The sequence below is a fragment of the Glutamicibacter sp. AOP5-A2-18 genome (assembly GCF_052446055.1).
In the GTDB taxonomy this organism is placed as follows: Bacteria; Actinomycetota; Actinomycetes; order Actinomycetales; family Micrococcaceae; genus Glutamicibacter.
Window position 1 is genome coordinate 1,029,531 of the sequence record NZ_JBQSVW010000001.1, and the last position, 26,086, is coordinate 1,055,616.

Below are 26,086 nucleotides of genomic sequence, written 5' to 3' on the forward strand. Positions count from 1 at the left end.
CTCAACTCTCACGGATAAGGACCAGAATTATGGCACGCACTTTAACCCTCAACGCATTCTTGCTAACCACCGGGCACCACGAGTCCTCGTGGCGATTGCCCGAGAGCGACCCCCATGCAGGAACAGAAGTTGACCACTACATTCGCTTGGCGCAGCTTGCGGAAAAGGCCAAACTCGACGCAATCTTCTTTGCTGACGGACCGGTGCTTCAAGGGCCGGTGGCACAACGACCAGCCGGAATCCTGGACCCGGTGACACTGCTTTCCGCTGTTGCGCCGGTGACTAAAAATATTGGACTGATCGCTACGGCTTCCACTAGCTACAACGATCCTTATAACCTTGCTCGCCGGTTCGCAACGTTGGATCTGATCAGCAATGGACGAGCAGGCTGGAATGTTGTGACCACTGCCGGTGACGCAGCTGCGCAGAATTTTTCCCAACAGTCACAGCTTGATAGTTCACAGCGCTATGCCAGGGCGCATGAGTTCCTGAGCGTGGTGAAAAAATTGTGGAATTCGTGGGAGCCAGATGCGGTCATCGCTGACAAGGCAAGTGGCACGTGGGCGGATCCGGCCAAGATTCATCCAGCCGCTCATGTGGGGGAGCACTTCCAGGTAGCGGGAGCGCTGAACGTTCCGCGTTCGCCTCAAGGACACCCGGTGATTATTCAAGCCGGAGCCTCACAGGCGGGCAAGGAATTTGCCGGTCAATGGGCTGAAGCTATATTCACGGCTCATCAGTCCTTCGAATCAGCAAGGGACTTCTATCAAGAGATCAAGACCAAGGCCGTGGGCTACGGACGCTCCGAGCAGTCCGTCAAAGTTTTGCCGGGTATCGTTCCCATCCTCGGATCAACGGAAGCTGAAGCTCTTGAGCTGGCTGATGCCTTGGATGACTTGATTCTTCCGGAGTATGCAAAGAAGACCTTGGCGCAGCAACTGCACGTAGCCCCGGATGTTTTGGAGCTTGACGAGGTGCTCCCCGAGGGGCTGGAGACAGCGACTTCCAAGGAAAAATCCACCTCACGTCGCGACCTGATTTTGGATCTGGGATACCGCAAAAATCTGACGGTTCGTCAGATTATTCGTGAACTCGGCTCAGGACGTGGTCACCAGACATTTGCTGGAACCCCTGAGCAGCTGGCGGACCGAATCGAATACTGGTTCAAGGCAGGTGCCGCTGATGGCTTCAACATCATGGCTCCGGTATTGCCCTCGGGCCTTGAAACCTTCGCCGAACACGTTGTTCCGTTGTTGCAGCAACGCAAGCTCTTCCGAACTGACTACGATCAGAGCACTCTGCGTGGTCACTACGGGCTTGAAGTGCCCACCGTCGATCATGCGGGCCTTGTTCACTAGTTACACTCAAACGCGCTGATGGCTCAAAGATCTAGTAGCTCACGCCAACAAAAATCGCGGATGCCATGGGAGCGGGTCCCATCGGTCCTTGCACCAATTCACCCTTGGAACTACTGGGCACAAAACGACGCTTGGACTCGTGATTTCACACGAGTCCAAGCGTCGTTACTGCGTAAATTCAGAGGTTGTTGCGTATCAGCCTAGTCGGCTTCGGCTTCTGCGGCTTCTTCTTCAGCCTTTTCCTGATGGATGGCTTCAGCTAGAAGCTTCTCCATCTCCTTGGCAACACCCGCGGCTGATGCAGGGTTCTGTCCGGTCACCAATCGTTCGGAAACCTGAACATTTTCTTCGAAGTTATCGACGGCAATGTGGTTTGCGCCCTGCTCGGTGAGCTTGTCTGCAAGGAAGAACGGAATGACCTTGTCCTTGCCCGCTGCAACTTCTTCATCATTCGTGAAGGCTGCGACATCCTTGCCACTAAGGAGCTTCAAACCGTGATGCAACTCGACATCAAGGAGTCCCGCTGGACCGTGGCAAACAGCGCCGACAACGCCACCCTTGTTGTAAATGCCACCAACAAGTTTCTGAAGGCCTTCGTTATTAGGGAAGTCCCACATGGTGCCGTGTCCACCTACGAGGTACACGGCGTCGTACTGTTCTGGATCAACAACTTCTACCCTGGCAGTGTTGTAAAGCCCAGCACGGGTGGTCTCATCTTCAGTAAATTGAACTTGGATTGGGTCGTCGGTATCGACCGTGTCCCGTGGCGGCTGACCGCCCTTAATTGAAGCAAAGTCGACAAAGTGTCCTGAATCTCGGAAGACCTTCCAAGGGTGGGCTGCCTCTGCCACGTTGTAGCCGGTGGGCTCTCCTCCTGCACCGAGTTCGGAAACGCTGGTTACGACCATGAGGATTTTCTTCACGGAGTACTCCTTTCGCATTTGTCCTTTCAGACTTATACAAACGGCGTTCAAGTTCAACCTGACTGATGGGGTTTTCAGACTTCTATATGATTCTTCCCTGACTTGGTGATGGTTTATTTGAGCAAAGCATCAGCCTTGCCAGCAACCTGTTGGCCAAACCGATCGAAGCTAGCGAACACTGCTCGGCGCTGAGCCCGCGATCTCGCAACGAAGTAACGGAGCATGTGAGTGCCAAAGCGGCTCATCATCATGTGTCATCTCGAAAATGGCGCTCTGGCTACAATTTATAAATTTCTACAATGTGGAACTAACCTTTCGTTTTTCAGCCTCTTGCGGATACGCTGAATCTCGATTGGAACAATTCGTATAAGTGAAAGTGAGCAGTCATGAGTCAGACCGTTCTTCAGCGTCATCTTTTCGGCCCAGGTCCATGTAACCCGTACCCGGAAGCAACGGCAGCTCTTGGCTTGCCACTGCTGGGACATCTTGATCCTGCATTCATTGCCCGAATGGATCATGTAGCCGATGGACTGCGAACACTGTGGGGCACACAAAACCTGCGCACCCTCCCGCTGAGCGCTACCGGATCAGCTGGAATGGAAGCTGCGTTTGTTAACACCATCAATCCCGGTGATGTCGCTGTGATTGCTATTAACGGTCTGTTCGGCGAGCGCATGTGCGAAGTTGCCTCACGTGTTGGTGCCGAAGTGGTCCGCGTAGATCACGAATACGGCACTCCGATTGATGCGCAGCGTGTGGCTGACGCTCACCCGAATCCTTCGGTGATTGCTGGTGTGCATGCAGAAACAACCACCGGTGTGCTTTCGGACATTGCTGCCTTGGGCGCTATCAAGGGTGACGCGCTGCTAATCACTGATGCGGTAACTTCCATTGGCGGTATGCCGGTACTGGCTGATGAGTGGGGGATCGATGTGGGATACGCCGGCACCCAGAAGTGCATTGGTGTGGCCCCAGGTTTGGCTCCGTTCACCATCTCTGACCGTGCCTTTGAACGTCGAGTACAGAAGCCACAATCGTGGTACTTAGACCTCGGACTGCTCGGAGGTTACGCCACCGGTTCTGCAGGTGGCGGTCGTACCTATCACCACACTGCACCGGTGGCCATGGTTGCCTCGCTGGAGGCGGGAATTGATCGAATTCTGTCCGAAGGATTGGACGCGGTGACCGCTCGGCATCAAGAAGCTGGCTCGTTGTTGCAAGATGGTTTGCAAGAGATGGGCCTGACGCTCTTCGCCCAAGAAGGACACCGACTCCCACAGTTGACCACCGTGAACGTCCCAGAAGGTGTGGACTCGGCGAAGGTGCGCGGCTATCTGCTGGATCGCTTTAACATCGAGATTGGTGGTGGTGTTGGTCAGTATGCCAGCACCGTATGGCGTATTGGCCTGATGGGGCCAAACGCCAACCCGGGTTCGGTAGTGCTGTTGTTGACGGCGCTGAAAGAAGCCATCTCCAAGGCGTAAAGAAGACCAAGGGAAATCAAAAAACACTACGACGGCCAGTACTTATTTTCTAGATCAGCTTTCCTCATGGCTCATAGTCCGATACTGTCGGCTATATCATTCGTTTCGACATGAGAGAAGGCAGAAGGATGAAAGCCCTTTTTGATTTCAGTTTCAAAAAGTTCGTAACTCCGTCCATCGTCAAGTTTGTCTACATCTTGATCATGGTCCTGTTGGTTATTGCCTACCTCGGCATGGTGATCAGCGCTTTTACGGAAAGCACCATGCTCGGACTGTTGGTTTTGATCATCATCGGACCACTATTCGTTTTGATCTACCTTGTTTTGATCCGCGCTGGACTTGAGTCGCTGATTGCTTCGATCCGTACCGCGGAGAACACTTCGGAACTTGTCCGACTTGCTGGTGGCACACCACCAGCTGAAGCAGGACATGGATCGTTGCCAAATAACCCACCAGCACCACAGGGTTATAACCCAACAACGCAATACCCATCGCAGGGTGGCGCACAGGTTCGCCCGGCTGATCCGGACAACGGTGGTACCACTCCACCACCAAATCCGTACCAGAAGTAAAGTCAGCAAAGAGAAATGATCCGCACCAATTGGTGCGGATCATTTCGCTTAAATTGAGGGTTCCACGTTTTGCTTACCAGTCGTTAGTTGCTTTGAGCGAAAGCACCGGACAACCAGCTTGAAGCAGCACTCTTTGAGCGACACTACCCATGATGAACTTTCCCATTGGGGTGCGCTTGCGCAGTCCAATGACAATGAGCTCGGCTCGTTGAGCTTCTGCCACTTGCAAAATCTGGTCTGCGGCATCGATGCCCTGGGTTTGACGCTGAATCCAGAAATCTACTCCGGATTCAGTCAATCGTGCTTCCAGATCGTGATGCTGTTTAGCATCGATGAGCCGATCATCAACTAGTTGGTCTCCTTTGGAGGAGTTCACCACAATCAACCTTGCTTGTCTTGCTGTTGATTCTTTGATGGCCCGCTCCAAAGCAGCTTCACCCTCAGGGGAGGGGATGTAGCCTACAACGATGCTCATGAGTTCTCCCTTTCGTCGTCGTCTGCGGTCGTGCCCGAAACTCCGGCCTTGTGCTTTGGATGGTCGGCCACTTCGCCAAGGACAGCTTCAGCAACAACATCATGGCGACCACGGGAACGGCGGATGTAAGTAATCACGGCTGGCAGTACTAGCAGTACCGCGATCAACACGTAGATCCCGACCGCTAATGGTTCACTCCAGATTCCTGACACACTGCCCGAGGAGAGCTGGAAGGTTTTGCGCAGTTGTTCCTCGGCCATCGGGCCGATGATGACACCAAGGATCAGTGGCAGCACTGGCAATCCGAAGCGACGCAGTGCAAAGCCCAACAGACCAATGAGCAGCAAAATCCACAAGTCTGCTACCTGCATGTTCACCGAGAACGCGCCCAGGGTAGCGAAGAACAAGATGCCCGCGTACAGGTAGGGGCGAGGAATCTTCAAAAGCTTGGCCCACAGTGGCGCCAACGGCAAGTTGATCAGCAGCAACAACGTGTTGCCGATAAACAGGCTGGCAATCAGTGCCCATACCAAATCGGGTTCATTCTCGAAGAGGAACGGGCCAGGCTGGATGCCCTTCATGGTCAAGAACGCCAACATCACCGCAGCGGTCGCGTTGGTTGGCAGGCCCAAGGCCAGCATTGGCGTCAGTGTTCCGGCAGCTGAAGCGTTGTTAGCAGCTTCTGGACCAGCAACACCTTCGATGGCACCGTGGCCAAATTCCTCAGGGTGCTTGGAGAGCTTCTTCTCTGTTACGTAAGACAAGAAGGTTGGAACCTCGGCGCCGCCGGCAGGCAATGCACCAAAAGGGAATCCGAAGGCAGTGCCGCGAAGCCATGGCTTCCAGGATCGCTTCCAATCTTCCTTACCCATCCAAGGAGTGCCGACAGGAATGGTGTGCGCCGGAGTACGGCGCAGGTGAGCGGCGATCCACAGCGCCTCGCCAATGGCGAAAATTGCCACGGCGACAACCACGATATCGATACCGTCAATCAACGGAGCAAAGCCGAAGGTCAGTCTCTTTTGGCCGGACACTGGATCCATGCCCACAAGACCAATAGCCAGCCCCAAACCGAGGGCAGCAAAACCGCGGATCTTTGACGAGCCCAAGACGGCAGTAACCGTGATCAGTGAAAGCACCATGATGGCAAAGTAACTTGGTGCGCCAAGGCTCACCGCAAACTTCACCACGATTGGTGTGACAGTCACCAGCAGCGCTGTACCGATGGTTCCGGCAACAAATGAGCCGATCGCAGCGGTGGCTAGTGCCTGAGATGCCCGTCCAGCCTTGGCCATCTTGTGGCCTTCAATGGCTGTGATGACGGTGGCCGACTCGCCTGGAGTATTAAGCAGGATGGAGGTGGTGGAACCGCCGTACATACCGCCGTAGTAGATACCCGCAAACATGATCAAGGCACTAGATGTTTCCATGCCGAAGGTTAGTGGCAAAAGCAGTGCCACGGCCATCGCTGGACCAATGCCAGGAAGAACGCCAACTGCAGTACCCAAGACCACGCCAGCGAAAGCGAACAGCAGGTTGATCGGGGTCAGAGCGGATTCAAATCCGCCCATCAATAAATTGAATGTATCCATTTACAGCACCCCCGAGAGAATTCCGGCGGGCAGTTTGATGCCCAACCCCAAGTAGAAGCCGTAGAAAGATCCAAACGCCAGTACCAGCGAGATCACCGCGGTGAGGGCCCAACGGCGAGCGCCCAAGCTAGTTGCAACGCCGAAGAACAGGATCGTTCCGGAAATAACCCAACCGGCCCAGTTGATCAGCAACAGGTTCAAGACGAAGAAGCCAAGTAGCGGCACAAGTACCTTCCAGTCCGAAGGCTGGCTCAGATCAACGTCTTCACCCTCATCTCCTTCAGCGAGGTTGCCTCGGGCCACGGTGATGCTCAGGGCAATAGAGGAGAGCACTAGGATTCCTGACACCAGGTAGGGCACTGCCTTAGGCCCGATAGCGTCAGCCTGGGAGTACGTCGCATGTAATTGCGACGCGTCAACAAACACAATGATTCCGACGAGAAGAAGAAACGCGGCGAACAACAGTTCGACGCGTTTCTTCTTTGCGGTATTTACTGCGCTCACGCCAGACCCAGGGTCTTCAGGACGCTTGCTACACGCTCATCCTGTTCGGTGAGGAAAGCAGAGAAATCATCACCGGTCATGAACGCGTCGGTCCAACCGTTAGTTTTCAGTGCTTCTTTCCACTGCTCGGAGTCGTGCATTTCGGTCATCAGCTCAACCCACTTGGTCTTGTCCTCATCAGAGATACCTGGAGGGGCAACCAGCCCACGCCAGTTTGAGAACACCAAGTCGATATCAGATTCCTTCAACGTTGGAGCGTCAACACCTTCAAGGCTCTTTTCGCCACTGGTTGCCAGAACTCGAACCGAGCCCTTTTCGATCTGCTGCATGTACTCGCCAGCACCCGAGGCTGCAAAGCCGACCTTGTTGCCCAAGATGGCTGGCAGTAGATCGCCACCGCCGTCGAAGGAAACGAAGTTCACGTCCTTAGGGTCAATACCAACAGCTTCTGCCAACTGCATTGGAAGCAGGTGGTCAGGACCGCCAGGGGAGGAGCCGCCACCGACGGAGATCTTTCCTGGATCCTTCTTCCACGCTGCGACCAAATCGTCGATGGTCTTGTATGGCGAATCCTTGGAGACCATGATGGCTCCTGGCTCTTCGATCAGCTTGGCGATTGGGGTGGTATCGGTCAGCTTTCCATCGGTGTCATTGGTGTAGCTGGCACCAACTACGCCCAGACCCATGAGCATGGCCAGATCGCCATTGCCCTTTTCGTTGATCATGCGGGCCAGACCTACGGTGCCACCAGCGCCGGCTAGGTTAAACACTTCTGGATTGGTGGCCAGCTTGGCTTCGTCCATGACCTTGGCGCCCACGCGTGCGGTGGTGTCGTATCCGCCACCTGGAGTATTAGGGACCATGATGCGCAGGTTGGCGATTGGTGCGTCTGACGTTCCGGCGTCGGATCCCGACTTCTCAGAGGTAACGCCACAGCCGGTGGCCCCCAAGGCCAGGGCTGCAGTGGCGGCGAAGACCGTCAGGGCACGGAAGGATTTGAAACTTTTCATTGATTGCAGCCTCATTGCTTGAATCGTAGTTGCGAGTAGTTCCACCGTATGCGTTGATGTGAAGCGGGTCACTCTTGCGTACTCAAAGAAAATACTGTTCATTGTGTAACCAAGAATTGTGATTTGAGTCATCGAAAAATTCGGTAAAGTTGCGGGGTGCCCCAAAGGTGGGGAAACGATGAATCTTGGAGAAGGATGTGTCTGTGAGCTCGAAAGGATTAAGACTCACCGATATCTTTGCTCGCAAGATTTCCTTGGCCGGACAGTACCTCATTCTGCAGTTACTGATTATCGCAGTGGTAGTTGCCGGGGTAGTTGCAGTCTCGCTAACCCAGTCCACCAATAACTTTGAAAAGGTGGAAGGTCGGCGCAGTCTCTCAGCTGCAGAGTCTTTAGCTGCTAACCCGCTCATGCGCGAACTTATGCCTCATGCAGCGCCGGAAATGGGATCAGCCCTTCCAGCGATGGCTGAATCCACGCGAAGTACTTCGGGGCTACAATTTGTCACCCTCGCTGATGAGCGCGGCACCGTAATTACTTCCACCTTCCCTGATGAGGTCGGCACCTCCATCCTGAAGCCAGAATCATCGGTCGCCGCAGGTAGAGGGTGGGCCGGTGAAATTTACCGCAATGGCAATCACTTGCTGATTGCACAGGTGCCAGTACTCGATGATGACGGAAAGCTCGTTGGTATCGTCAGCGCTGGTCAGAGCTACCCCAGCACTCAGGAGCTCATCCAAGAGATTGCTCCCAGCGCGCTGGTTACACTGTTCATTTCGGTAATACTCGGAACCATCGGTTCCGTTTTACTTTCGCGCAGGGTCAAGCATCAAACCCGCGGCATGGAACCGCAGGAGATCGCCGAACTCTTTGAACACCGCGAAGCGCTGTTGCATGGTGTAAAGGAAGGCATTATTTCGGTCTCACCGGATAGCCGCATCATGCTGGCCAACGATACGGCCATTGAATTATTGCAATTGCCGTTGCATTGCGTCGGTAAGAAGCTCGCAGAGTTGGACATAGCGCCACAAGTTAGCAGGGCTTTGACAACACAGCAGCAACACCCCGACCGACAGTTCCTCATTGGAGAGCGAGTTGTGGTGTTCAACCGAATGCCGGTGAAGACTGCTCGCAAAGATCTTGGGTCTGTTACGACCTTTCGTGATCGAACCGAGCTGACTTTGCTTGAGCAGGAACTTGGCGACAGTAAGGCAACCGCCGACATGCTGAGAGCCCAAACTCACGAATTCGCCAATCATCTACATGCCATCTCCGGGCTCATCCAGCTAGAGGAGTACAGCGAGGTGGTTCGCTTCATCGATGGAGTCAGTTTTAGTCGCAGTAAAATCTTTGAAAACCTCGCGGCACAAATTGCTGAACCCACGATCTCGGCCTTACTGATAGCAAAGGCCAGCGTGGCTGCTGAACGAGGAATCCAGCTTGAAGTTTCTGAAAGCTCAAGTCTGGGACGTGGGGATGACCAGAGTGCACGGGACCTAACTACGGTGCTCGGCAATCTGATTGATAACGCGATGGATGCCGTCGCCGAAGCCGAGCAGCCAAGCATCAACCTTTCCATCAATGATTCCGACGGACTAATAACCGTTATTGTCGGCGACAATGGATCTGGAATTGCAGATGAAGCGATGAATGAAATTTTCACTCAAGGATTCTCAACAAAGGACACCACCGTCTCAGGCGGTAGGGGTTTTGGCTTGGCACTAAGCCGACTAGTTTGTCGGCGCCGTGGAGGAGATATTGAAGCGATCAATGACAATGGCGCACGATTTACCGCAACACTCAGGAAGTAGGACCTACCCCGTGATCAAAGTTCTGGTGATCGACGATGACTTTATGGTGGCAAGAGTGCACGCCGGATTCGTCAGCAAAGAGCCAGGGTTCACCGTTGCCGGGATAGCACACACCGCCAAAGACGCCATCACGGCCACCAAAGAGCTGAACCCGGACTTAGCATTACTCGACATCCACCTGCCCGATATGAACGGTCTGGACCTGCTGCAACGGTTGCGCGAAGTTCAACCGGATCTGGACATATTGGTGATTAGCGCCGCCCGAGAAATGGATACGGTTCGCCGGGCGCTACGAGGCGGTATCGTGCATTACCTGATGAAGCCCTTCGCATGGGATGACCTACGCGAAAGGTTGGGGCACTATGCCAAGACGTACCAGCCATTGGATGAGGCTACCGATCAAGAACTGCAACAAGCCGATGTAAATCGCCTCTTCGGCCTTGGCGGGCAGACTCGGCGCCCACTGCCTAAGGGATGCAGTGCGGAAACTATGGTGCTGGTGGAAAATATCGTCAAGGACGCAACCGATCCCATTTCGGCCACAGAGACGGCAGAAAAACTTGGCACCTCGCGAGTAAGCGCTCGCCGGTATCTGGAGTACTTGGCTGAGGAAAGTCTGGTTCACGTGAACCTACGATATGGGGGAGTTGGGCGTCCCGAACGCCGGTATTCTTGGCGAGACTAACGCCGCGGGGTGCGCTTTACTGCCGAGAACGCTGGGAAAGGCGTCCACGAAGTTACATCAGGATGAACCTGGTGGAAGCAATTGAAAAGCGGTAATTTTCTCTGTTGCTTACTACGAATCGTTTGATAATCTGCTGGCATGGACGGCAACGGGTTGTACATCTTTTCAGAAACCATCCCCAACTGGATCATGGCGTTCAGTGCAATGGCGGCTGTCGTGGTGTTTTGGTGGCAAAAGCAAGACCAGCGAGAACAGGCCGAGCAACGCGAAGAAGAAGTTCTCAGTGGCGTCAAAGCAGTCTGGGTCAAAGCGGATGTAGGAGAAGCGGCTGAGTCAAAATGGGGTGTCATGGTCACTAATGATCTGCGCATCCCGGCGACGAACGTTCGGATTGAATGCAGTGGCAATAAGCACGCCGATGTATTGAACCATCCAAATGTTCAGCGCGGACAGCACTTTTTTGAGTCTTTGTCGCACATTGATCGTGGCAGATCATGGGCGCTACCCACCACAAACTTTAAGAACCCAGACCCCCATCACCAGCTCGCAAAAGTACGACACTAAAAATCTCAGCTTTTCCTACCGTGGCAAGACGTATCAGAAGGCAATTACCGAATGATCGCCACCATGAACTGGACAGCTCAACGAAACTGAGATGACGTTACCGTCGTTGGTCAGACTAAACGAAGGCCGCTGAAACGGTGCTGCGGTGCTCGCTGGCAGCGTAGGTCCCGAGTACCTTGATTTCCCAGGTGAAGAATTCTAGTTCTTCCAAAGCCAAGCGCACCGGTAGGTCCTCTGGGTGCCCTTCAACATCAATCATGAAGGTTGTGGCAGCGAAGGAAGAGCCAACCATGTAGCTTTCCAAACGCGTGATGTTCACGCCGTTGGTAGCGAAGCCACCCAACGCCTTGTACAGCGCGCTAGGAACGTTGCGGACCTTGAAGACCAAAGTGGTCACCGTTGATTCGGGAAGCTCAGAGCGCACGGGTAAAGGCTGTTCGCGCGCCAAAACCACGAAGCGTGTGGTGTTTGTGGGGTCATCCTCAACACCTGATGCCAGCACCTCAAGCCCATAGAGTTCGGCGGCCATTGGGGGTGCCAAGGACAGTTTTGTTGGATCGTTCCATTCGCTTACCTCGCGTGCAGATCCTGCGGTATCTCCGGCAATAACCGACGTTAGCTTGTGCTCGCGAATGATCTTTCGGCACTGTCCCAACGCGTGAATGTGGCTATGCACTTCCCTGGCGTCTTGAACTGACGCTCCGGGCAGACCGAGTAGGTCAAAACGGATCCGCAGATAGTGTTCACCGACAATTTGTAGGTCGGACTCTGGCAATAGAACATGGATGTCAGCAACGCGACCAGCCAGCGAATTCTCGATGGGAATCATCGCAAGATCAGCGTCCCCATTTTCTACCATGGCGAAGGCGTCCTCGAAACTAGCGCATGGCACTGCCTGCATTTCGGGGAATTGTTCAGTGCAGGCCATATTTGAATTGGAGCCAGCTTCACCTTGGTAAGAAATCTTGTTGCCCATCATTTCAAGGTACAGCTCTTTGCCCGTTGCAATGATGTCCGTGCCAATTCATGACGTAGTACTCCCATGAGGTAACAGCAAACAGCTGCAAGCCCAGAATGCGTTGAAGCCCCGAAGCATTCTTATGTTTCGGGGCTTCAACATCTTGTCTGATGCGCGGTCTAGGACTGCGAGTAGTGTGCGGTCAGCTTGGCTATACCTTCATCAATGCTGACGGCCGGCTTCCAATCAAGGATTTGGTGAGTCTCGCGCTGATCAAACCAGTGAGCTGTAGAAAGTTGCTCGGCTAGGAAACGAGTCATCGGAGGCTCGTCGTGAACCAAATTGCGAGAACCAGCAGCTAACCAGAGCTTCTCAATGATTGAACCGGCCCCGCGAGCCAACCAGCCTGGCACATTGAGCTTGGGTGCTGGAGCGCCGCCGGCCTGACAGATGCCTGCGATGAGCTCACCGACCGGTCGCGGCTCCCCGTTGGTCACCACCAATGCTCGACCATGGGCGTGGTCCATGCGCTCTAAGCCGCGAACGATGGCTGCGGCCGCATTATCGATGTAGGTGGTGTCAATGAGCGCAGCTCCGTGATCTAGCAACGGTAGGCGACCGCCTTTGGCGCGTTCGATGACGCGTTCTACCAGCTGTGTATCGCCAGGTCCCCACACCACATGCGGACGGATGGCTGCCACACGGAAATCCGACGAGTCTTGCGCCAATGCGTTGAGCTCGGCCGCAGCCTTGGACCGGGCATAGTTACCGTGTGCAAGATCAGGATTGGCAGTACCAGCTGTTGCGCCAGCTAGGGAATCACCAAAGTGGGCCACAGAAGGTGAAGAGACAAAAACAAAATCTTTGATTCCGGCCTTTTGTGATGCCTGCAGCAGATTGTTGGTACCGGTGATGTTGGTATCAACAAATTCTTGCCAGTGTCCGGTAAAGGAGACCTTGGCAGCCAAATGAATCACTGCATCCATGGACTCAACAGCTTGCGCCACCGCCGAGGGTTCGGTTAGGGAACCACGGACTTCATCCCCGGCATTACTCGAGGCGCTGCGTTGGAAGGTGCGCACATGGTGGCCCTTATCGCTGAGTAGCTGGGCTACGGCGCCACCGAGCAGACCGCTGGCTCCGGTGACCAGAACCCTACGCGGGGTCAATTGGTCAGTGCTATCGCTCATGGTGTGCGGATCCTTCCGCCAGCTAGCGTCGTGCTGGCCCATTGAGCCAACGCTGCGCGGTCAATCTTTGAATTATGGCGAATGTCGGTAGGCAAGGTTGGCAACACTAGTACGGCGGCCACCTCTGTACCGGTCTGTGCAACCGCGGCGCGAACCTTAGTGGCCAGAGCGTTCTCGGCAGGCCCAGGTTTACGGGACGCGGGGACGGTTTCCATGACTACCACTGCGGCTTGGGTTCCTGCTGGTCCAACACCTACCAGGGCGGCGCGTCCGGCGCCGACGACCGATTGCACTGCATGCTCGGCGGCGACGGGGGTGATAGCACCATTGGTGGTGCTCAACACATGACCCAGACGTCCTTCAACCCAGAGCAAACCGGCATCATCAAGATGCCCCACATCTCCGGTACGGTGCCAGCCATCGATGGAGCTGCTGGCCGCTTCCGTGATCCACAAACGGTCGTAGCGATCTTTGACGTGCGGTGCACGGACCAGAATTTCGCCGGTGACGTTGGGGGTGTACTGCGGTTCATCGCCCGCAATGCCGAGCGCGTCAATGGGGGCGATGGCTACCGTGGCGCCGGCAACCGCGGTGCCAACACACACGCCGTTTCCGTCCCCAGCGGCACGAATGCCGGCAAGGTCGATATCGGTGACCGGTAGCGCTTCGGTCATGCCATACGGGGTATGAACCTTCGCGTTGGGCACCAACTCTTGAACCTTTGCCAACAGCGGCTCAGGAATAGGAGCACCAGCAGAGAGCATTAGGCCAACGCCTGCCAGTGTCTTGCGCTGTGCGGTGTTTAGCTCGGATTTGGTCTCTAGTACGTTGGCCAGGGCTGCCGGGGAGGCAAATACCGTGGTGGCGTTCACTGCGACGGCGGCATCAGCCAGAGCAGAAGCGGTCAGCGTTCTAGGCGCAGTCACATCCATATCGGGGGTGACTGAGGTGGCGCCGAGGGCAGGACCGAGCAACGCGAATGGTGCAAAGCCAGCTACCAGTGCTGAACCAGCCTTCAAATCGTAGGTTTCACGCAGGGTGTCTCGCATGGCTGCAAGTTGGCGGTGCGTGTACACAACGCCCTTGGCGGGGCCGGTGGATCCGGAGGTGAAGAGCACTGCAGCATCAGCATCAGGATCAGCGGCGGTGAAGTTCGCCTGACTGGCCGATAGCTTGCTACCGGTTTCTAGTAGTTCATCTAGGGTGTGCGCGACACCCAAGAGCTTACGTTTGGTAGCAGGCAAGGAGCCGACGGCGATCTTGGTGCCAGGCCAGTTAAGCACTCGGGCACCGGTTAGCGCGCGGTCAATTCCTACCAGGAAGCTTGGGCCAGCGCCCTTGATGGCACGGCCAAGTCCCTTAGTTCCAAGTCCGGCATCGGCCACAACAATGACCGCGCCCAAACGCAGGCAGGCGTAGATCAACGAGGTCAGCTCAATGCCTGGCGGAACTAGAAGATTGACCCGGTCTCCGGATTTCACACCGACCTGCTGCAATCCAGCAGCTAGCGCGTTAACACGTTCGCCCAGTTGGGACCACGACAAGGATTGTGGCGGGTGAATGTCCACCACTGCGGTGCTGTGGTCATCGGAACGCGAATCCAGCTCTGCAAGCATTGGCTGATAGGGCGTGGAGCTTTGTGCTCGTGCTGACTCGGCGACGTGCTGGTTTCCAGCAAGCCAAGAAAAAATCGGGGAAGCGATATCTCGGTCTTCGCCCACCAGGTGGCTTGCACCTTCAAAGCGGTGCACCTGAGCGTGGGGGAGTCGTCCTAAGAGATCACGAAGGTAGCGGTCAGAGAAGACCGGGTCTTTCGGGCCCCACAGCATCAGTGCTGGAACCGATAGTGAGCGCACAGCCTCAGAAATTTCATCCAGCGCCGGACGGCTTGGATGCGAGGGATCAAATGGAATGTCCGCCACAAAGTTTGCCACACCATCGCGCACATCTGCGCTGGTGTAAGGGGCCATAAAAGTCTTACGAACCTCAGGCGCCAAAGCTGGCTGTGCCAAGGAGTGGGTGACCTGAAGGAAAGCACGCGTGGTTTTGGTTCCCCAGCCATGTACGGCAGGGTGGGTCGCCAGCTTCAGTGCTGACGGCAGTTCAAAACCAGCAGGGTGAATGGCGGTATTCGTCAAAACGACATTGGCCAGACGGTCCTGATGGGACACAGCCCAACCCAGAGAAATAATGCCGCCCCAGTCGTGGCCCACGGTGGTGACATTGTCACCTAAATCCATTGCCTCGGCCAGATCGCCCAGGTCATTAACGCGGTCTGCCAGTCGACGGAACTTGCCGGTGCGCTGCGAGAAGCCCATGTCTAGCTGGTCCACGGCAACTACACGCCAGGCCAACTGATTCTCAGAAACATGGTTGAGCAGGCTGCGCCATAGGTAAGACCACGTGGGATTGCCATGGACACATAAAAGCGTGCCTACTGGCGTGATGCCACGTTGAGCTAGTTCTTCCTGGTTGTCCAAGACATGCCACCGGTAGGTGGAGCCAGCGCCGTCCACCGGTGAGGTGGATGGAACATCGAGATATTTTGAGTAGATTTCCTTGACGCCGGGGAAAATCTCGGTCACCAGACAATCTCCATCATCGCGGTATTCAGTCCTGAACCAACACCCATGCACAGCACTCGATCGCCTGGCTTGAGCGTTTCAGCTTCCTGGGACAGAGTCATAGGCAAAGAAGCCGGTCCAACGTTGCCCCACTTGGAGAAGGTGATCGGCACACGATCCTTGACCAGGCCGACGGCCTTGATGATCGCGTTGGTGTAAGACTTTGAAACCTGGTGGGTGACGTAGCGGTCCATGGACTTCCACTCCCAGCCGGTGCGGTGAGCTTCATCCCACGCATCAACAACGAGCTCTAGGCCGTTATCGAGCAAGCCCTTGGTGTCGGTGTACATACCGTTGGGACCGCCAACACACAGCTCGTGGTGCTCGGTACCTGCACGGGAGACGCCACCAAGAATGCGGTGTGCATCTGGGTGGGCGTCGGCTGGGCCGATGACCGCTGCAGCGGCTCCTGAACCTAAGGTTAGGGTCGCGAATTCACGCATGTAGTCTTCGCGGGTGGATCCTTCAGCGTTCAGACGCTCGAAGGTGGTTTCCTGAGTTGCCTTGGCATCTTCGCCGGCAACGATCAGCGCGTACTTGATCTGACCGGAATCGATCATGTTCGCCGCAAGGCTCATGCCGTTAACAAAGCCGAGGCAAGCGTTGGCCACGTCGAAGTTCATTGCAGAGGATGGCAGGCCCAGTCCGTTGTGAATCTTGGAAGCAACCGATGGCTCCAGATTGCGACGGGTTACCGAAGTATTGATGAGCAGTCCGATTTCACCGGGCTCAATACCAGCTTCAGCCAAGGCTTTTTTGCCGGCGATAATTGCGGCGTCATCAAATTCGACGCCCTTGGACCACCAGCGTCGTTCTTTAACGCCAGAAACGCGTTCGAGCAGTTTCTTGGATAACCGCAAACGTTTCAAACTTGGAGCCAGCCGCTCATCAAATTCGGATGAGGTCACCACCTCGGGTGCGAGGACGCTGTTCACTGATAAGAGCGCAACGTTGTGGTGTTTAAAGGTGGCATTGCCGTTCAAAGTGTTGCCTTCGTTTCTGCTGGACTATCTGTGTGGTGCATGCTGCGATGAAACGCGATTACCAACGGGCAGGTGATGCCGAAGATAAGTTTGTACTCCTAGATTATTCCCTGCCAAGCCATTCGAAGAACTTGGAAGGCCAATTTCAGCCGAGGGCTGGAAACGGGAATAACGCAGACTCTCTTGATCCTACAGAGTTGTCCTATGAGAATCATGGAAAGATCGAAAGCTCACATTTAGATTTGGCCTGCGGGAGCGCCCTTTCGTTGGCGCAGTCCGTCCGCTTAGGCGCTATTTGGCTGTTCTTAATGGATAAGCCAGCGATGATTTTTTAGCCATTTGGCATCTCTTTCAGGGCTGGGAATCTTTGGGCTCAGGCCAAAAGAGGTGAGGTCAGCTTCGTAAGAGGTCTTGTTTTGTAGCAGTACAGAGCCAAGGGTCCTTTTCTAGTTATCTCCCCGTAGGATTTCAGTCATGACTTACCGTTTTAGCCAGGTGGACGTTTTCTCCGCTGATCCATGTTTAGGTAACCCAGTCGCAGTCATTTTGAATGCCGAGGGACTCGATGATGAACAGCTACGTCGCTTCTCTGTATGGACGAACCTTTCAGAATGCACTTTTGTACTTCCTGCAACGAGCCCTGAGGCCGATTACCGAGTCCGCATATTCAGCATGAACACCGAATTGCCGTTTGCTGGACACCCTACTCTTGGCACTGCGCGTGCGTGGCTGGAGGCCGGAGGCGTTCCAGCGACCGACGGAATGATCGTCCAAGAATGTGCAGCTGGATTGATTCCTATTCGAGTTGAAGACGAGATCTTGTCATTCGCAGCGCCATCGCTGCAACGTGGCGGCCCAGTGGAACCTGACCCTTCTATGGGTTCTGTCAAGGGACCAGCACGCGTAGCCGACGAAAAACTTTCCGAACGATGTACCGTTTCAGCACCCGTTTGATTTCCCGGTAGCTCAGCCCCTCAGCCTTGCGTTTCTCCACGTAGTCCTTGGTCTGAGGATCGAACTGCATCCGTACCTTGGCAATGACGTCCACCGCTTGATTCAGCATCCTGTCACCATGCCGATTAAGCCGGTGCCGTACCGTGTTCCCGGAGGATGCCTGCAACGGAGCGACCCCAGCCATAGACGCGAATGCCGCTTCAGAATGTACTCTGCCTGTGTGCGAGTAAGCGATCAGGATCCACGCAACAGTCACCGGCCCGTACCCGAACTCGGCGGCCAGCCCGGGGGCCATCTGCTCATCCAATTCAGCCATTTGTGTCTTGTTTGCGGCCAGTAGCTTGTCGGCGTCAAGCACCGCCGTGGCCAAGCGACTGGCCTCAGCCCTCGCGTAGCGTTGCGCTACCGAATCGGTGGGGTGCTCACGCCAGGCGCTGATCTGTTTGACCTGCATGTCAGTGAGTGCTTTACGCACATCAACACCGAGGTCGATTTCTCGTGCCAGAGCCGTCAGGGCATTGCGGTTCCGGGTGCGTTCAGCGTCGATGCGTTCGCGGCTGGCAACCAGTACGTTCAACGCTGAGCGCGTGCCTTCGGCGCGGGGCGTAAGCAGACGCTCGGTGTCCTGATAAAGAATGCCCATGGCCGCTGCGGTGGCGTCGATCTCGTCGGTCTTGCCCACCCTGGCACGGGCCTGTTTACGTGGTGGTTTGACCTCGACCACGGGGAACCCAGCCATGGTCAGGGCATGGGTGATGGTGGCCCCGTAAGACCGGGTTCCTTCCACTGCGGCCAGCAGGGTGCCGGTAGTGCGTTTGGTGATCCAAGCCAAGGTCCTGTTCATGCCGGCAGGGCTGGTCGGAAAGGCCTGGCAGGCTTCTCTGCTCCCGGTGCGGGTGTTGATTATGGCGTAGGTGTGGGTTCGTGCGTGGGTGTCGATTCCGATGACGTAGTCGTATGTTTCTGCAACGATGGTCATGACGGTTTCGCCTCCTTCATCGGTTGGTAGCCGTTATGGTTGGCACCGGTCCGGGAAAGAGTTCTTGGCAGGCGATTCTCTAATGAGTCACGCACCCGGTGGGGTGCGGACGGCCTTCTATGAAGCCATGTCAAGGGGCCGGGCTGGTGTCACCAGCTACGACGGACACGTCAGGCTAAAGTCACTCAGAATACTCTAAGGACAGAATTAGTGTGAGTCACATCGTGGCTGGTGGCACCTATCCTGCCAGCGGGTCCCAGACCTGCCAATAACCATTAGAGAATTAGTGGAACAACTTCGCGCGATTCTCGGTGTAGAGAAAGAAGAGGTCGTTGACACCCAGTGGATTGATAACGGCCCGGGCTGGGTCGGTGTGCTGCTCGATAGCGCGCAGTCGGTTCTTGCCTTGCGTCCCGATGCCTCGAAATTCCCCGGCCGGTGGGACATTGGTGTTATCGGTGCTCATCCTGAAAGATCCGAAAAGGCGTTTGAAGTGCGCGGTTTCTTTACCGAGGGGGAGGACCCGCTGCGTGAGGATCCAGTGACCGGAAGCCTCAATGCGTCAGCCGCCCAGTGGCTTATTAAAACTGGTCGTGCCACTGCTCCCTATGTTGCAGCGCAGGGCGGCGCGATGGGAAGAAATGGTGAAATCTTTATCACCAGTGTCGACGATCAGGTTTGGGTTGGCGGACGTGCCGAAGTAGTGCTCAGCGGCGTGGCAAAAATCTAGCTTAGGTAGTGCATGCCTTTTGGATCATTGACAATCAATTCCTCCTTGAACCAGACATCTTTGAGTTTGGTTTAAAGGGAAAAGAACTTGTGAATAGAATAAAGGCATGAATAATAAGCTCGGTTCCTCTGCCCGAGTAGGCATCAGGGACGTCGCCGCCGCTGCGGGAGTGTCGCTGACGACTGTTTCACACGCTTTAAGCGGTGCAAGGGCGATCAAGCCCGAGACGCGCGAACGTGTATTGGAGATTGCTGAACGGCTAGGGTACTCACCTGATTTACGTGCGCGCGGAATGCGAAGTTCGCGGACTTTCACCATAGGTCTGCTCAGCGACACCATCGCCGTGACTCCGTATGCGGGCCGACTAATCAGCGGTGCACAAGACGCTGCCGCCGAACATCAAAGCGTAGTGCTGGCCATCGATTCAACCGGGGACGCGCAACGTGAACTCATGGGAATCCGAACTCTGATGGATCACCGCGTGGATGGTCTGGTCTACGCCAAGATGTGGCACCAGCAGATTCAAGTTCCGCAAGAACTTGCTGGGGCGCGGGTGGTAGTTGCCAACGCGACTGATGCCGATTCGAATTATTCATCCGTTGTACCTGATGAGCGTCAAATAGGGATCGACGCAACCAACCATCTGATTAGCTTTGGTCATCAACAGATCGGTTTTATCACCGTCTCGCTGAGCGTACCGGCAGCGATTGGGCGCGAGCAGGGGTATCGCAACGCGTTGAAAGATGCGGGTATTGCTGTTAATGAGTCGTGGATCTGTGCCGCCAGTAATGGAGCCAAAGGCGGACGTGAAGCTGGAGGTGACTTACTGGATCGCGAAGACCGACCGACAGCTATCTTCTGCTTTAACGACGAGATGGCCATGGGCGTTTATCAGGCTGCAGCAGGTCTTGGTATCAGAATTCCCGAGGACCTATCGGTTATCGGAGTTGACGACCTTCAGCTTATTACCAAGGCACTGGTGCCAACTCTAAGTACTGTCGCCTTGCCGCACTACCAAATGGGGCATTGGGCAGTCTCTCAACTGTTTGCTGAGACAAAAGACAACCCAGAATCCAAAACCTCAAAGCAGTTACTTTGTGAGCTAGTGAGCAGGGAATCGGTAGCTGCGCCGGGGCGGTAATTATTTTCCGCCATCTTTGGCTTTGACGGTGTTGAAGATTCAGTGCAAATAACGGTGTGGTCTCCGCTTAGGAGGCCACACCGTTATTGGCTGAAGTGTACCCAGTTGCTTGGATTACTGTTCTGCGGTCTCGACAACTGCCATCGGCGCCAAACTGGCACCGCGCAAATCGGTGGTGCCACCCAAAGACTTCAAATTGAGTTCATGATTTCCAGGGGACAGGAACGCGGTTGAACTCAACGAGGCCTGTCCATCTTGGGCAAATACTTCAACCGAAGTTGTATCGACCAGTACATCTAAGTTGACCGCTCCGTTGTCGCTGGGAAGATGCTCGCTACGAATCTCGCGGTAAGCCTCGGGCATGGTGGAGGCTACCTTGTCTTTGTCGCGGTTGAGGAAGAGAGTTTGGTCTTTGAAGTTGTAGCCGACAGTCACGGTCGCACCATTGGCGTCCTTGATCTCAACTTGAGCCTCATCGCTTGGCGAAGTCTCATCTTGGGCAAGATCAACGTGGAGTCGGTAAGAATCCGTTTCAGCTTTGCCCACCGAAGCGCTGTGCCCCGTGGGCACATCTTGCGCTGTGGTTTGGGCTGGATCGCCGGCGAGCTTATCAACCGCTGCAATAGGCTCCGAGAATAAGGTCGGTTTTCCTGAAACCTCACGCAACGAAAGCTGACGAACCGTGGACATAGATCCGCCGGACCAATCGCCCAATGGAAGATCTGAGGCGTAAGCCCAATTGTTCATCCAGCCCAGTGCGTAACGGTGGGCCAAAGGATCTTCTGCTTGAGGATCCTCCCACGACACTGCCGCGTAAAAGTCGGATCCGGCATCAAGCCATTGAGGTTCTTGTTCGGCAGGGGTAAAGGTCTTGCCATCAAAGTCACCGGACCAGTAGGTGTAGCCGGTGGTACGTCCAGAACTTTCCCCGTTGGCGCTGATGCCTAAGACCCACGTAGTGCGTTCGGGGTCACCGTCTACGGACATTTGGAAGAAATCTGGGCATTCGACTGTGCCAAGGTCTGGCGCTTCGAAACCAGACTGGTAGTTCCAGGACTTGAGATCTTTGGAGGTGTAGAAGCCGACTTTGCTTCCTTCGGCCAACAGCATGAGCCATTGATTGCGTTCTTTGTCCCAGACAATTTTCGGATCTCGCCATGCGTCGACGCCGGGATTGTCCATGACTGGGTTGCCCTCGTACGAGGTGAAAGAGTGTCCGCCGTCGGTTGAGTAGAACAACGACTGACGTTGAACACCGTCTACTTGCTGGGTAACCAACGAGATGACTGCGTTTTTACCGAAACCTGCGGTGTTTTCTGTATCAACGACCGCACTGCCGGTCCAGATATCACCTAGACCGTTTTTGTATTTCTCAATGGCAACGCCTTCATCTTTCCAATGAACAAGGTCAGTGGAGGTGACGTGATACCACTCGGTACCGTTGCCGTCCGGGTAGTCAGCGTTATAGAGATAGTAGAAGTGCCACAGTCCGTCTAGGAAGAACGGGCGTTGCGGATCGTTCATCCAGTTTTGGCTCGGCGTTAGGTGATTGGCTGGGCGGAACTGCGACCAAGATTCTGGCCGTTGAAACTGTTCGGCTTCTTGAGCGTTGTTGTCGCTCTCAGTTTTTGGTGATTGTGGTGCAGGGCGTAGGAATTGCCAAGCCAGCAAAGCCACGAGGACCAGTGCACAGGCAGCTGCGGCAGCAATAAGAATCTTGGAGTTCTTGGTCTGTGGCTGAGTCATCGGTCTTTCCAGTAGGTCAGTTCAAACGCCGGTAAAGGGCAGCAACGATGGGTGTCGTCGCAAAAGATTTGGGGAGAGATCGTGCGTCGCTACGAGTGACAGTTACCCACGCTAACGAACAACCAAAACGTTTTGCAAAGAATGTGATGAAGATTTCGTTAAGAATCCTAAAAAATGTGATCCTGCTTCCAAAACGTTTTGAATCGATTGACAGGAGCTATGTGAATCCTTAGATTCGACTGTGGAGAGAGCGTGTGTCGCAGCCCGAGCGATTGTCCGATTCCGTATCGAACGAAGGCAAACAATCGTGAATAAGCAACGCACCAAACGCGGCATTCTTGCTGCTGTACTGAGCATTGGAGCGCTCGGTGCAACTTTGGTTTCGGCCCCAGCAGTGGCCGCAACCGAGCCGGTACCAGGTTTCCCTGCGCCAACTGAGCACACCCAAAAGGCTTACAGCCCAACCGATGATTTCACGTCGCGTTGGACCCGTGCAGATGCTAAGCAGCTGAAGGCAATGTCTGATCCAGACGCTGCTTCCCGCGAAAACTCGATGCCAACCGAGTACACCATGCCAACCGTTCCTCAGGATTTCCCTGACATGAGCAACGAAGAAGTATGGGTCTGGGATACCTGGCCACTGACTGACGCAGACGCTAACCAGTACAGCGTTGGCGGCCAGGAGATCATCTTCTCGCTAGTTGCTGACCGCGACTTGGGCTTCGATGAGCGTCACCAGTACGCGCGCATCGGCTACTTCTACCGTCCAGCTGGCGTCCCAGCTGACGAGCGTCCAAAAGACGGCGGCTGGACCTACGGCGGCGAGGTTTTTGACGAAGGCGTCACCGGCAAGATCTTCGAGGATAAGTCCTACAGCCACCAGACCCAGTGGTCTGGCTCGGCTCGTGTAGACAAGAACGGCGAAATCAAGCTGTTCTTCACCGACGTTGCCTTCTACCGCGATAAGGATGGCAAGGACATCAAGCCTTACGATCCACGTATCGCATTGAGCGTCGGCCACGTTCACGCAAACAAAAAGGGTGTAAAGTTCACCGGTTTCGACAAGGTCACCGAACTGCTCCAGGCAGACGGTAAGTACTACCAGACCGCTGAGCAGAACTCCTTCTTCAACTTCCGTGACCCGTTCACCTTTGAAGATCCAGCACACCCAGGCGAGACCTTCATGGTCTTCGAGGGCAACACCGCGCAGAAGCGTGATGCAGCAAAGTGCGATGCTGATGACCTTGGCTACAACAAGGGCGAAACCAACGGTGAAACCGTTGCAGAGGTCAACAAGTCAGGTGCAACCTACCAGATCGGTAACGTTGGTTTGGCTCGTGCAAAGAACAAGGAACTCACCGAGTGGGAATTCCTGCCACCAATCTTGTCGGCTAACTGTGTTACCGACCAGACTGAGCGTCCACAGATTTACATGCAGGACGGCAAGTACTACCTGTTCACGATTAGCCACCGCTCCACCTTTGCTGCTGGCATCGATGGACCAGAAGGCGTTTACGGCTTCGTAGGTAACGGTATTCGTAGCGATTACCAGCCACTGAACCGCGGTTCAGGCTTGGCTTTGGGTAGCCCTTCAAACCTGAACTTTGCAGGCTCTTCCGAATTCAGAGTGTAGATACCTAAACCCAACACCACAGCTCACAGGCATGTCATAAATCAATAAAAAGTCGAGGCCTTCACGAGAATGGAAGTTACCACACTAACGATTCTTGAAAGACCTCGACTGTGCACCATTCTATCTATTCCCCAGCGGATCTGACGACTTTCACCGGCCTCGACAGTCTAGGACTAACGGCTATCGCTCAACACATAACCTCAGCCAGGGCTGAGATTCTCTGCGAAGTCACCACCCCAAACCCATGGTGCCAATCCTGCGGAGCCCAAGGAATACCACGCGATACCGTCATCAGACGTATCGCGCACGCACCGTTCAGCTGGCGGCCCACCGCCCTAGCTATCCGTCACCGCAGGTACCGGTGCACGCAATGCCACCATGTCTGGCGTGAAGACCTCACCCAAGCTGTATCACCACGACAGAAAATCAGTAAAACTGGTTTGCGTTGGGCGCTCTATGGCCTGGTCACCCAACACCTTTCAATCTCACGGATTGCTGAAGGATTAGGCGTTTCGTGGAATACCGCCAATGACGCGGTGTTGGCCGAGGGTCAACGGTTACTGATCAATGATTCCACCCGCTTTGACGGGGTCAAAGTCCTTGGCGTTGACGAACACGTGTGGCGTCATACCCGCGACGGGGATAAATACGTAACGGTCATCGTGGACCTCACGCCCGTCATGGAAGACACCGGAGCATCCCGTTTATTAGACATGATTCCCGGCCGTTCCAAGGCCGTGTTTAAGACCTGGCTTGCTGAACGCGATGAAGCATGGAAAAACACTGTTGAGGTCGTCGCGATGGATGGTTTCACAGGCTTCAAAACCGCTGCCGCTGAAGAGCTACCTCAAGCCGTGGAAGTTTTGGATCCTTTTCATGTGGTCAAGCTCGGATCTGACGCGTTGGACCAGACAAGGCAGCGGGTTCAACGGGTGCAGCACGGTCATCGAGGGCGCAAAGATGATCCGCTGTATCAGTGCCGGCGGACCCTGACTACCGGGCTGTCATTGGCTACGGAGAAGCAGAAAGCCAAGGTTGAAGCGTTGTTCAAGAAACCTGAGTATGAGCCGGTTGAACTGGTGTGGAGTGTTTATCAGAAGATGGTTGATGCGTACCGGCAATCGAAACCAGAAGTCGGTCGGTGGGCTATGGGGCAGTTGATTGAGGAGATAGGAACGAAGGTGCCCAAGGGTTTGCCGGAGTTGAAGAAGCTCGGTGGAACTCTGCGGCGTAGGAAGAGCGATATTCTGGCGTATTTTGACCATGTTGGCTGTTCGAACGGTCCTACTGAGGCGTTGAATGGGCGGTTGGAGCATTTGCGGGGTATCGCTTTGGGGTTCCGAAATTTGACGCACTATGTCGCACGGTCATTGTTGGAGACCGGTGGATTTAGGAAGGTTTTACACCCTCATTTGTGAAGAGCCACTTTGCAGCAGGCAGCCCATTCGCTCCTGACTACAACCAGCACCCAGGCCAGTTCCAGGCATACTCGCACTACGTCATGCCTGGCGGACTGGTTCAGTCCTTCATCGACACCATTGGCACCAAGGACAACTTCGTCCGAGGTGGCACCTTGGGCCCAACTGTTAAGTTGGACATCAAGGGTGCGTCGGCAACAGTTGACTACAACTATGGCGACAATGGACTTGGCGGCTGGGCAGATATTCCTGCCAACCGCGAGCTGAAGAGCGGCAAGTTCGGCAAGTAATTCATCAACAACAACGGCCGGTTCAGCACCTAGGGTGCTGGGCCGGCTGTTGTCGTGTCTGATGCCTATATCCCACAACGGCTTCAGGCTGATCTTCACGGAATATGCATCCGAGATCTGTGCTTTAGGCTTTGCGCTCTTCGAGTTTCTGCGGCGGCTGAACAGTGACATCATGGCGTACCCCGCGCCCGGGTAAACCGTTGAGGTCAATGGCCAAATACCACGGACCCGAATGTGGAACCTTAATTCGAAAGGGTGCCCGGCGGGCAAGACCGCCATGAAAGTCGTACTTTTCGCCGTCTTGATAGGCCGCAAAATTCTCAGGGTCCATCAGTCGCACATTTGCTGGCCCGCTCAGTGTAATAACCAGAACACTGCGGCGTTCAAGGTAGTCCCACGAGTGTTCTGCAAAATTTGGTTCAGTCACGATGAAACTTTCCGAAGAAGAATTACTGGTTAAAC

At 54.9% G+C, this 26,086-nt stretch carries 25 protein-coding genes; 13 read left to right on the forward strand and 12 right to left on the reverse strand.

The window, feature by feature from the left end:
- The first annotated feature begins 29 nt into the window (after window positions 1-29).
- On the forward strand, window positions 30-1,358 hold the full coding sequence (locus ACT3RW_RS04975) for an LLM class flavin-dependent oxidoreductase (RefSeq protein WP_444613018.1): 1,329 nt from the start codon (window positions 30-32) through the stop codon (window positions 1,356-1,358).
- A 200-nt stretch (window positions 1,359-1,558) separates the two neighbouring features.
- Here ACT3RW_RS04975 and ACT3RW_RS04980 read toward each other — a convergent pair whose 3' ends face one another.
- Window positions 1,559-2,281 (reverse strand): type 1 glutamine amidotransferase domain-containing protein, encoded by a 723-nt coding sequence (locus ACT3RW_RS04980; protein ID WP_444613019.1) that lies wholly within the window; start codon window positions 2,279-2,281, stop codon window positions 1,559-1,561.
- Window positions 2,282-2,667: 386 nt separating this feature from the next.
- Between ACT3RW_RS04980 and ACT3RW_RS04985 the strand changes: the two genes are divergently transcribed.
- Window positions 2,668-3,765, forward strand: coding sequence for a pyridoxal-phosphate-dependent aminotransferase family protein (locus tag ACT3RW_RS04985; RefSeq protein ID WP_444613020.1), 1,098 nt, complete (start codon window positions 2,668-2,670; stop codon window positions 3,763-3,765).
- Between the two features lie 128 nt (window positions 3,766-3,893).
- A complete protein-coding gene (locus ACT3RW_RS04990; protein WP_131089975.1) occupies window positions 3,894-4,337 on the forward strand; it encodes a DUF4282 domain-containing protein in 444 nt (147 codons plus the stop codon).
- A 73-nt stretch (window positions 4,338-4,410) separates the two neighbouring features.
- On the opposite strand, the gene ACT3RW_RS04995 is transcribed toward ACT3RW_RS04990, so the two are convergent.
- Genes ACT3RW_RS04995 through ACT3RW_RS05010 form a run of 4 tightly spaced genes read right to left on the reverse strand, consistent with a single transcriptional unit; the run spans window position 4,411 to window position 7,918 of the window.
- Complete coding sequence (locus ACT3RW_RS04995; protein ID WP_131089974.1) at window positions 4,411-4,812, reverse strand: universal stress protein; 402 nt, start codon at window positions 4,810-4,812, stop codon at window positions 4,411-4,413.
- On the reverse strand, window positions 4,809-6,404 hold the full coding sequence (locus tag ACT3RW_RS05000; protein ID WP_242632567.1) for a tripartite tricarboxylate transporter permease: 1,596 nt from the start codon (window positions 6,402-6,404) through the stop codon (window positions 4,809-4,811). The genes ACT3RW_RS04995 and ACT3RW_RS05000 overlap by 4 nt, the downstream gene beginning before the upstream one ends.
- On the reverse strand, window positions 6,405-6,908 hold the full coding sequence (locus ACT3RW_RS05005; RefSeq protein ID WP_262198114.1) for a tripartite tricarboxylate transporter TctB family protein: 504 nt from the start codon (window positions 6,906-6,908) through the stop codon (window positions 6,405-6,407).
- On the reverse strand, window positions 6,905-7,918 hold the full coding sequence (locus ACT3RW_RS05010) for a Bug family tripartite tricarboxylate transporter substrate binding protein (protein WP_131089972.1): 1,014 nt from the start codon (window positions 7,916-7,918) through the stop codon (window positions 6,905-6,907). Before ACT3RW_RS05010 ends, ACT3RW_RS05005 begins: the two co-directional genes overlap by 4 nt.
- Before the next feature lie 203 nt (window positions 7,919-8,121).
- Between ACT3RW_RS05010 and ACT3RW_RS05015 the strand changes: the two genes are divergently transcribed.
- The 3 genes from ACT3RW_RS05015 to ACT3RW_RS05025 all read left to right on the forward strand — a co-directional run bounded on the left by ACT3RW_RS05015 (window position 8,122) and on the right by ACT3RW_RS05025 (window position 10,978).
- Window positions 8,122-9,729: a sensor histidine kinase gene (locus tag ACT3RW_RS05015; protein ID WP_444613021.1), complete on the forward strand. Its 1,608-nt coding sequence runs from the start codon at window positions 8,122-8,124 to the stop codon at window positions 9,727-9,729.
- A 10-nt stretch (window positions 9,730-9,739) separates the two neighbouring features.
- Window positions 9,740-10,414 carry a response regulator gene (locus ACT3RW_RS05020; protein WP_444613022.1) on the forward strand — a complete coding sequence of 225 codons (675 nt, stop codon included), beginning with the start codon at window positions 9,740-9,742 and terminating at the stop codon, window positions 10,412-10,414.
- Between the two features lie 189 nt (window positions 10,415-10,603).
- Window positions 10,604-10,978, forward strand: coding sequence for a hypothetical protein (locus ACT3RW_RS05025; protein WP_444613023.1), 375 nt, complete (start codon window positions 10,604-10,606; stop codon window positions 10,976-10,978).
- Between the two features lie 115 nt (window positions 10,979-11,093).
- On the opposite strand, the gene ACT3RW_RS05030 is transcribed toward ACT3RW_RS05025, so the two are convergent.
- The 4 genes from ACT3RW_RS05030 to ACT3RW_RS05045 all read right to left on the reverse strand — a co-directional run bounded on the left by ACT3RW_RS05030 (window position 11,094) and on the right by ACT3RW_RS05045 (window position 16,733).
- Window positions 11,094-11,954, reverse strand: a complete 861-nt coding sequence (locus ACT3RW_RS05030) for a prephenate dehydratase (protein WP_444614619.1) — start codon at window positions 11,952-11,954, stop codon at window positions 11,094-11,096.
- A 161-nt stretch (window positions 11,955-12,115) separates the two neighbouring features.
- A complete protein-coding gene (locus ACT3RW_RS05035) occupies window positions 12,116-13,126 on the reverse strand; it encodes an NAD-dependent epimerase/dehydratase family protein (RefSeq protein WP_444613024.1) in 1,011 nt (336 codons plus the stop codon).
- On the reverse strand, window positions 13,123-15,711 hold the full coding sequence (locus ACT3RW_RS05040; RefSeq protein ID WP_444613025.1) for an alpha/beta fold hydrolase: 2,589 nt from the start codon (window positions 15,709-15,711) through the stop codon (window positions 13,123-13,125). Before ACT3RW_RS05040 ends, ACT3RW_RS05035 begins: the two co-directional genes overlap by 4 nt.
- A complete protein-coding gene (locus ACT3RW_RS05045) occupies window positions 15,708-16,733 on the reverse strand; it encodes a 3-oxoacyl-ACP synthase III (RefSeq protein WP_444613026.1) in 1,026 nt (341 codons plus the stop codon). Before ACT3RW_RS05045 ends, ACT3RW_RS05040 begins: the two co-directional genes overlap by 4 nt.
- A 47-nt stretch (window positions 16,734-16,780) precedes the next feature.
- Between ACT3RW_RS05045 and ACT3RW_RS05050 the strand changes: the two genes are divergently transcribed.
- Together ACT3RW_RS05050 and ACT3RW_RS05055 are read left to right on the forward strand one after the other, a co-directional pair.
- On the forward strand, window positions 16,781-17,068 hold the full coding sequence (locus ACT3RW_RS05050) for a hypothetical protein (RefSeq protein ID WP_444613027.1): 288 nt from the start codon (window positions 16,781-16,783) through the stop codon (window positions 17,066-17,068).
- A 139-nt stretch (window positions 17,069-17,207) separates the two neighbouring features.
- Entirely contained in the window at window positions 17,208-17,687 is a 480-nt protein-coding gene (locus ACT3RW_RS05055) for a PhzF family phenazine biosynthesis protein (RefSeq protein WP_444613028.1), read from the forward strand.
- Here ACT3RW_RS05055 and ACT3RW_RS05060 read toward each other — a convergent pair.
- Window positions 17,620-18,666, reverse strand: coding sequence for an IS110-like element ISAar41 family transposase (locus ACT3RW_RS05060; protein ID WP_444612951.1), 1,047 nt, complete (start codon window positions 18,664-18,666; stop codon window positions 17,620-17,622). The genes ACT3RW_RS05055 and ACT3RW_RS05060 overlap by 68 nt on opposite strands.
- Before the next feature lie 286 nt (window positions 18,667-18,952).
- On the opposite strand from ACT3RW_RS05060, the gene ACT3RW_RS05065 reads away from it, so the two are divergent.
- Window positions 18,953-19,396: a PhzF family phenazine biosynthesis protein gene (locus ACT3RW_RS05065; protein ID WP_444613029.1), complete on the forward strand. Its 444-nt coding sequence runs from the start codon at window positions 18,953-18,955 to the stop codon at window positions 19,394-19,396.
- Window positions 19,397-19,502: 106 nt separating this feature from the next.
- Window positions 19,503-20,537, forward strand: a complete 1,035-nt coding sequence (locus tag ACT3RW_RS05070; RefSeq protein WP_444613030.1) for a LacI family DNA-binding transcriptional regulator — start codon at window positions 19,503-19,505, stop codon at window positions 20,535-20,537.
- Window positions 20,538-20,651: 114 nt separating this feature from the next.
- On the opposite strand, the gene ACT3RW_RS05075 is transcribed toward ACT3RW_RS05070, so the two are convergent.
- Window positions 20,652-22,283 carry a glycoside hydrolase family 32 protein gene (locus tag ACT3RW_RS05075; RefSeq protein ID WP_444613031.1) on the reverse strand — a complete coding sequence of 544 codons (1,632 nt, stop codon included), beginning with the start codon at window positions 22,281-22,283 and terminating at the stop codon, window positions 20,652-20,654.
- A 307-nt stretch (window positions 22,284-22,590) separates the two neighbouring features.
- Between ACT3RW_RS05075 and ACT3RW_RS05080 the strand changes: the two genes are divergently transcribed.
- The 3 genes from ACT3RW_RS05080 to ACT3RW_RS05090 all read left to right on the forward strand — a co-directional run bounded on the left by ACT3RW_RS05080 (window position 22,591) and on the right by ACT3RW_RS05090 (window position 25,624).
- The gene (locus ACT3RW_RS05080; RefSeq protein WP_444613032.1) at window positions 22,591-23,916 is read left to right on the forward strand and encodes a glycoside hydrolase family 68 protein; all 1,326 of its coding nucleotides are present in this window, start codon (window positions 22,591-22,593) and stop codon (window positions 23,914-23,916) included.
- A gap of 110 nt (window positions 23,917-24,026) precedes the next feature.
- Window positions 24,027-25,334: an ISL3 family transposase gene (locus ACT3RW_RS05085; RefSeq protein ID WP_441665189.1), complete on the forward strand. Its 1,308-nt coding sequence runs from the start codon at window positions 24,027-24,029 to the stop codon at window positions 25,332-25,334.
- The gene (locus tag ACT3RW_RS05090) at window positions 25,331-25,624 is read left to right on the forward strand and encodes a glycoside hydrolase family 68 protein (RefSeq protein WP_444613033.1); all 294 of its coding nucleotides are present in this window, start codon (window positions 25,331-25,333) and stop codon (window positions 25,622-25,624) included. The genes ACT3RW_RS05085 and ACT3RW_RS05090 overlap by 4 nt, the downstream gene beginning before the upstream one ends.
- Window positions 25,625-25,748: 124 nt before the next feature.
- Here ACT3RW_RS05090 and ACT3RW_RS05095 read toward each other — a convergent pair whose 3' ends face one another.
- Window positions 25,749-26,051, reverse strand: a complete 303-nt coding sequence (locus tag ACT3RW_RS05095) for a DUF1883 domain-containing protein (RefSeq protein ID WP_131089961.1) — start codon at window positions 26,049-26,051, stop codon at window positions 25,749-25,751.
- Window positions 26,052-26,086 lie beyond the last annotated feature (35 nt).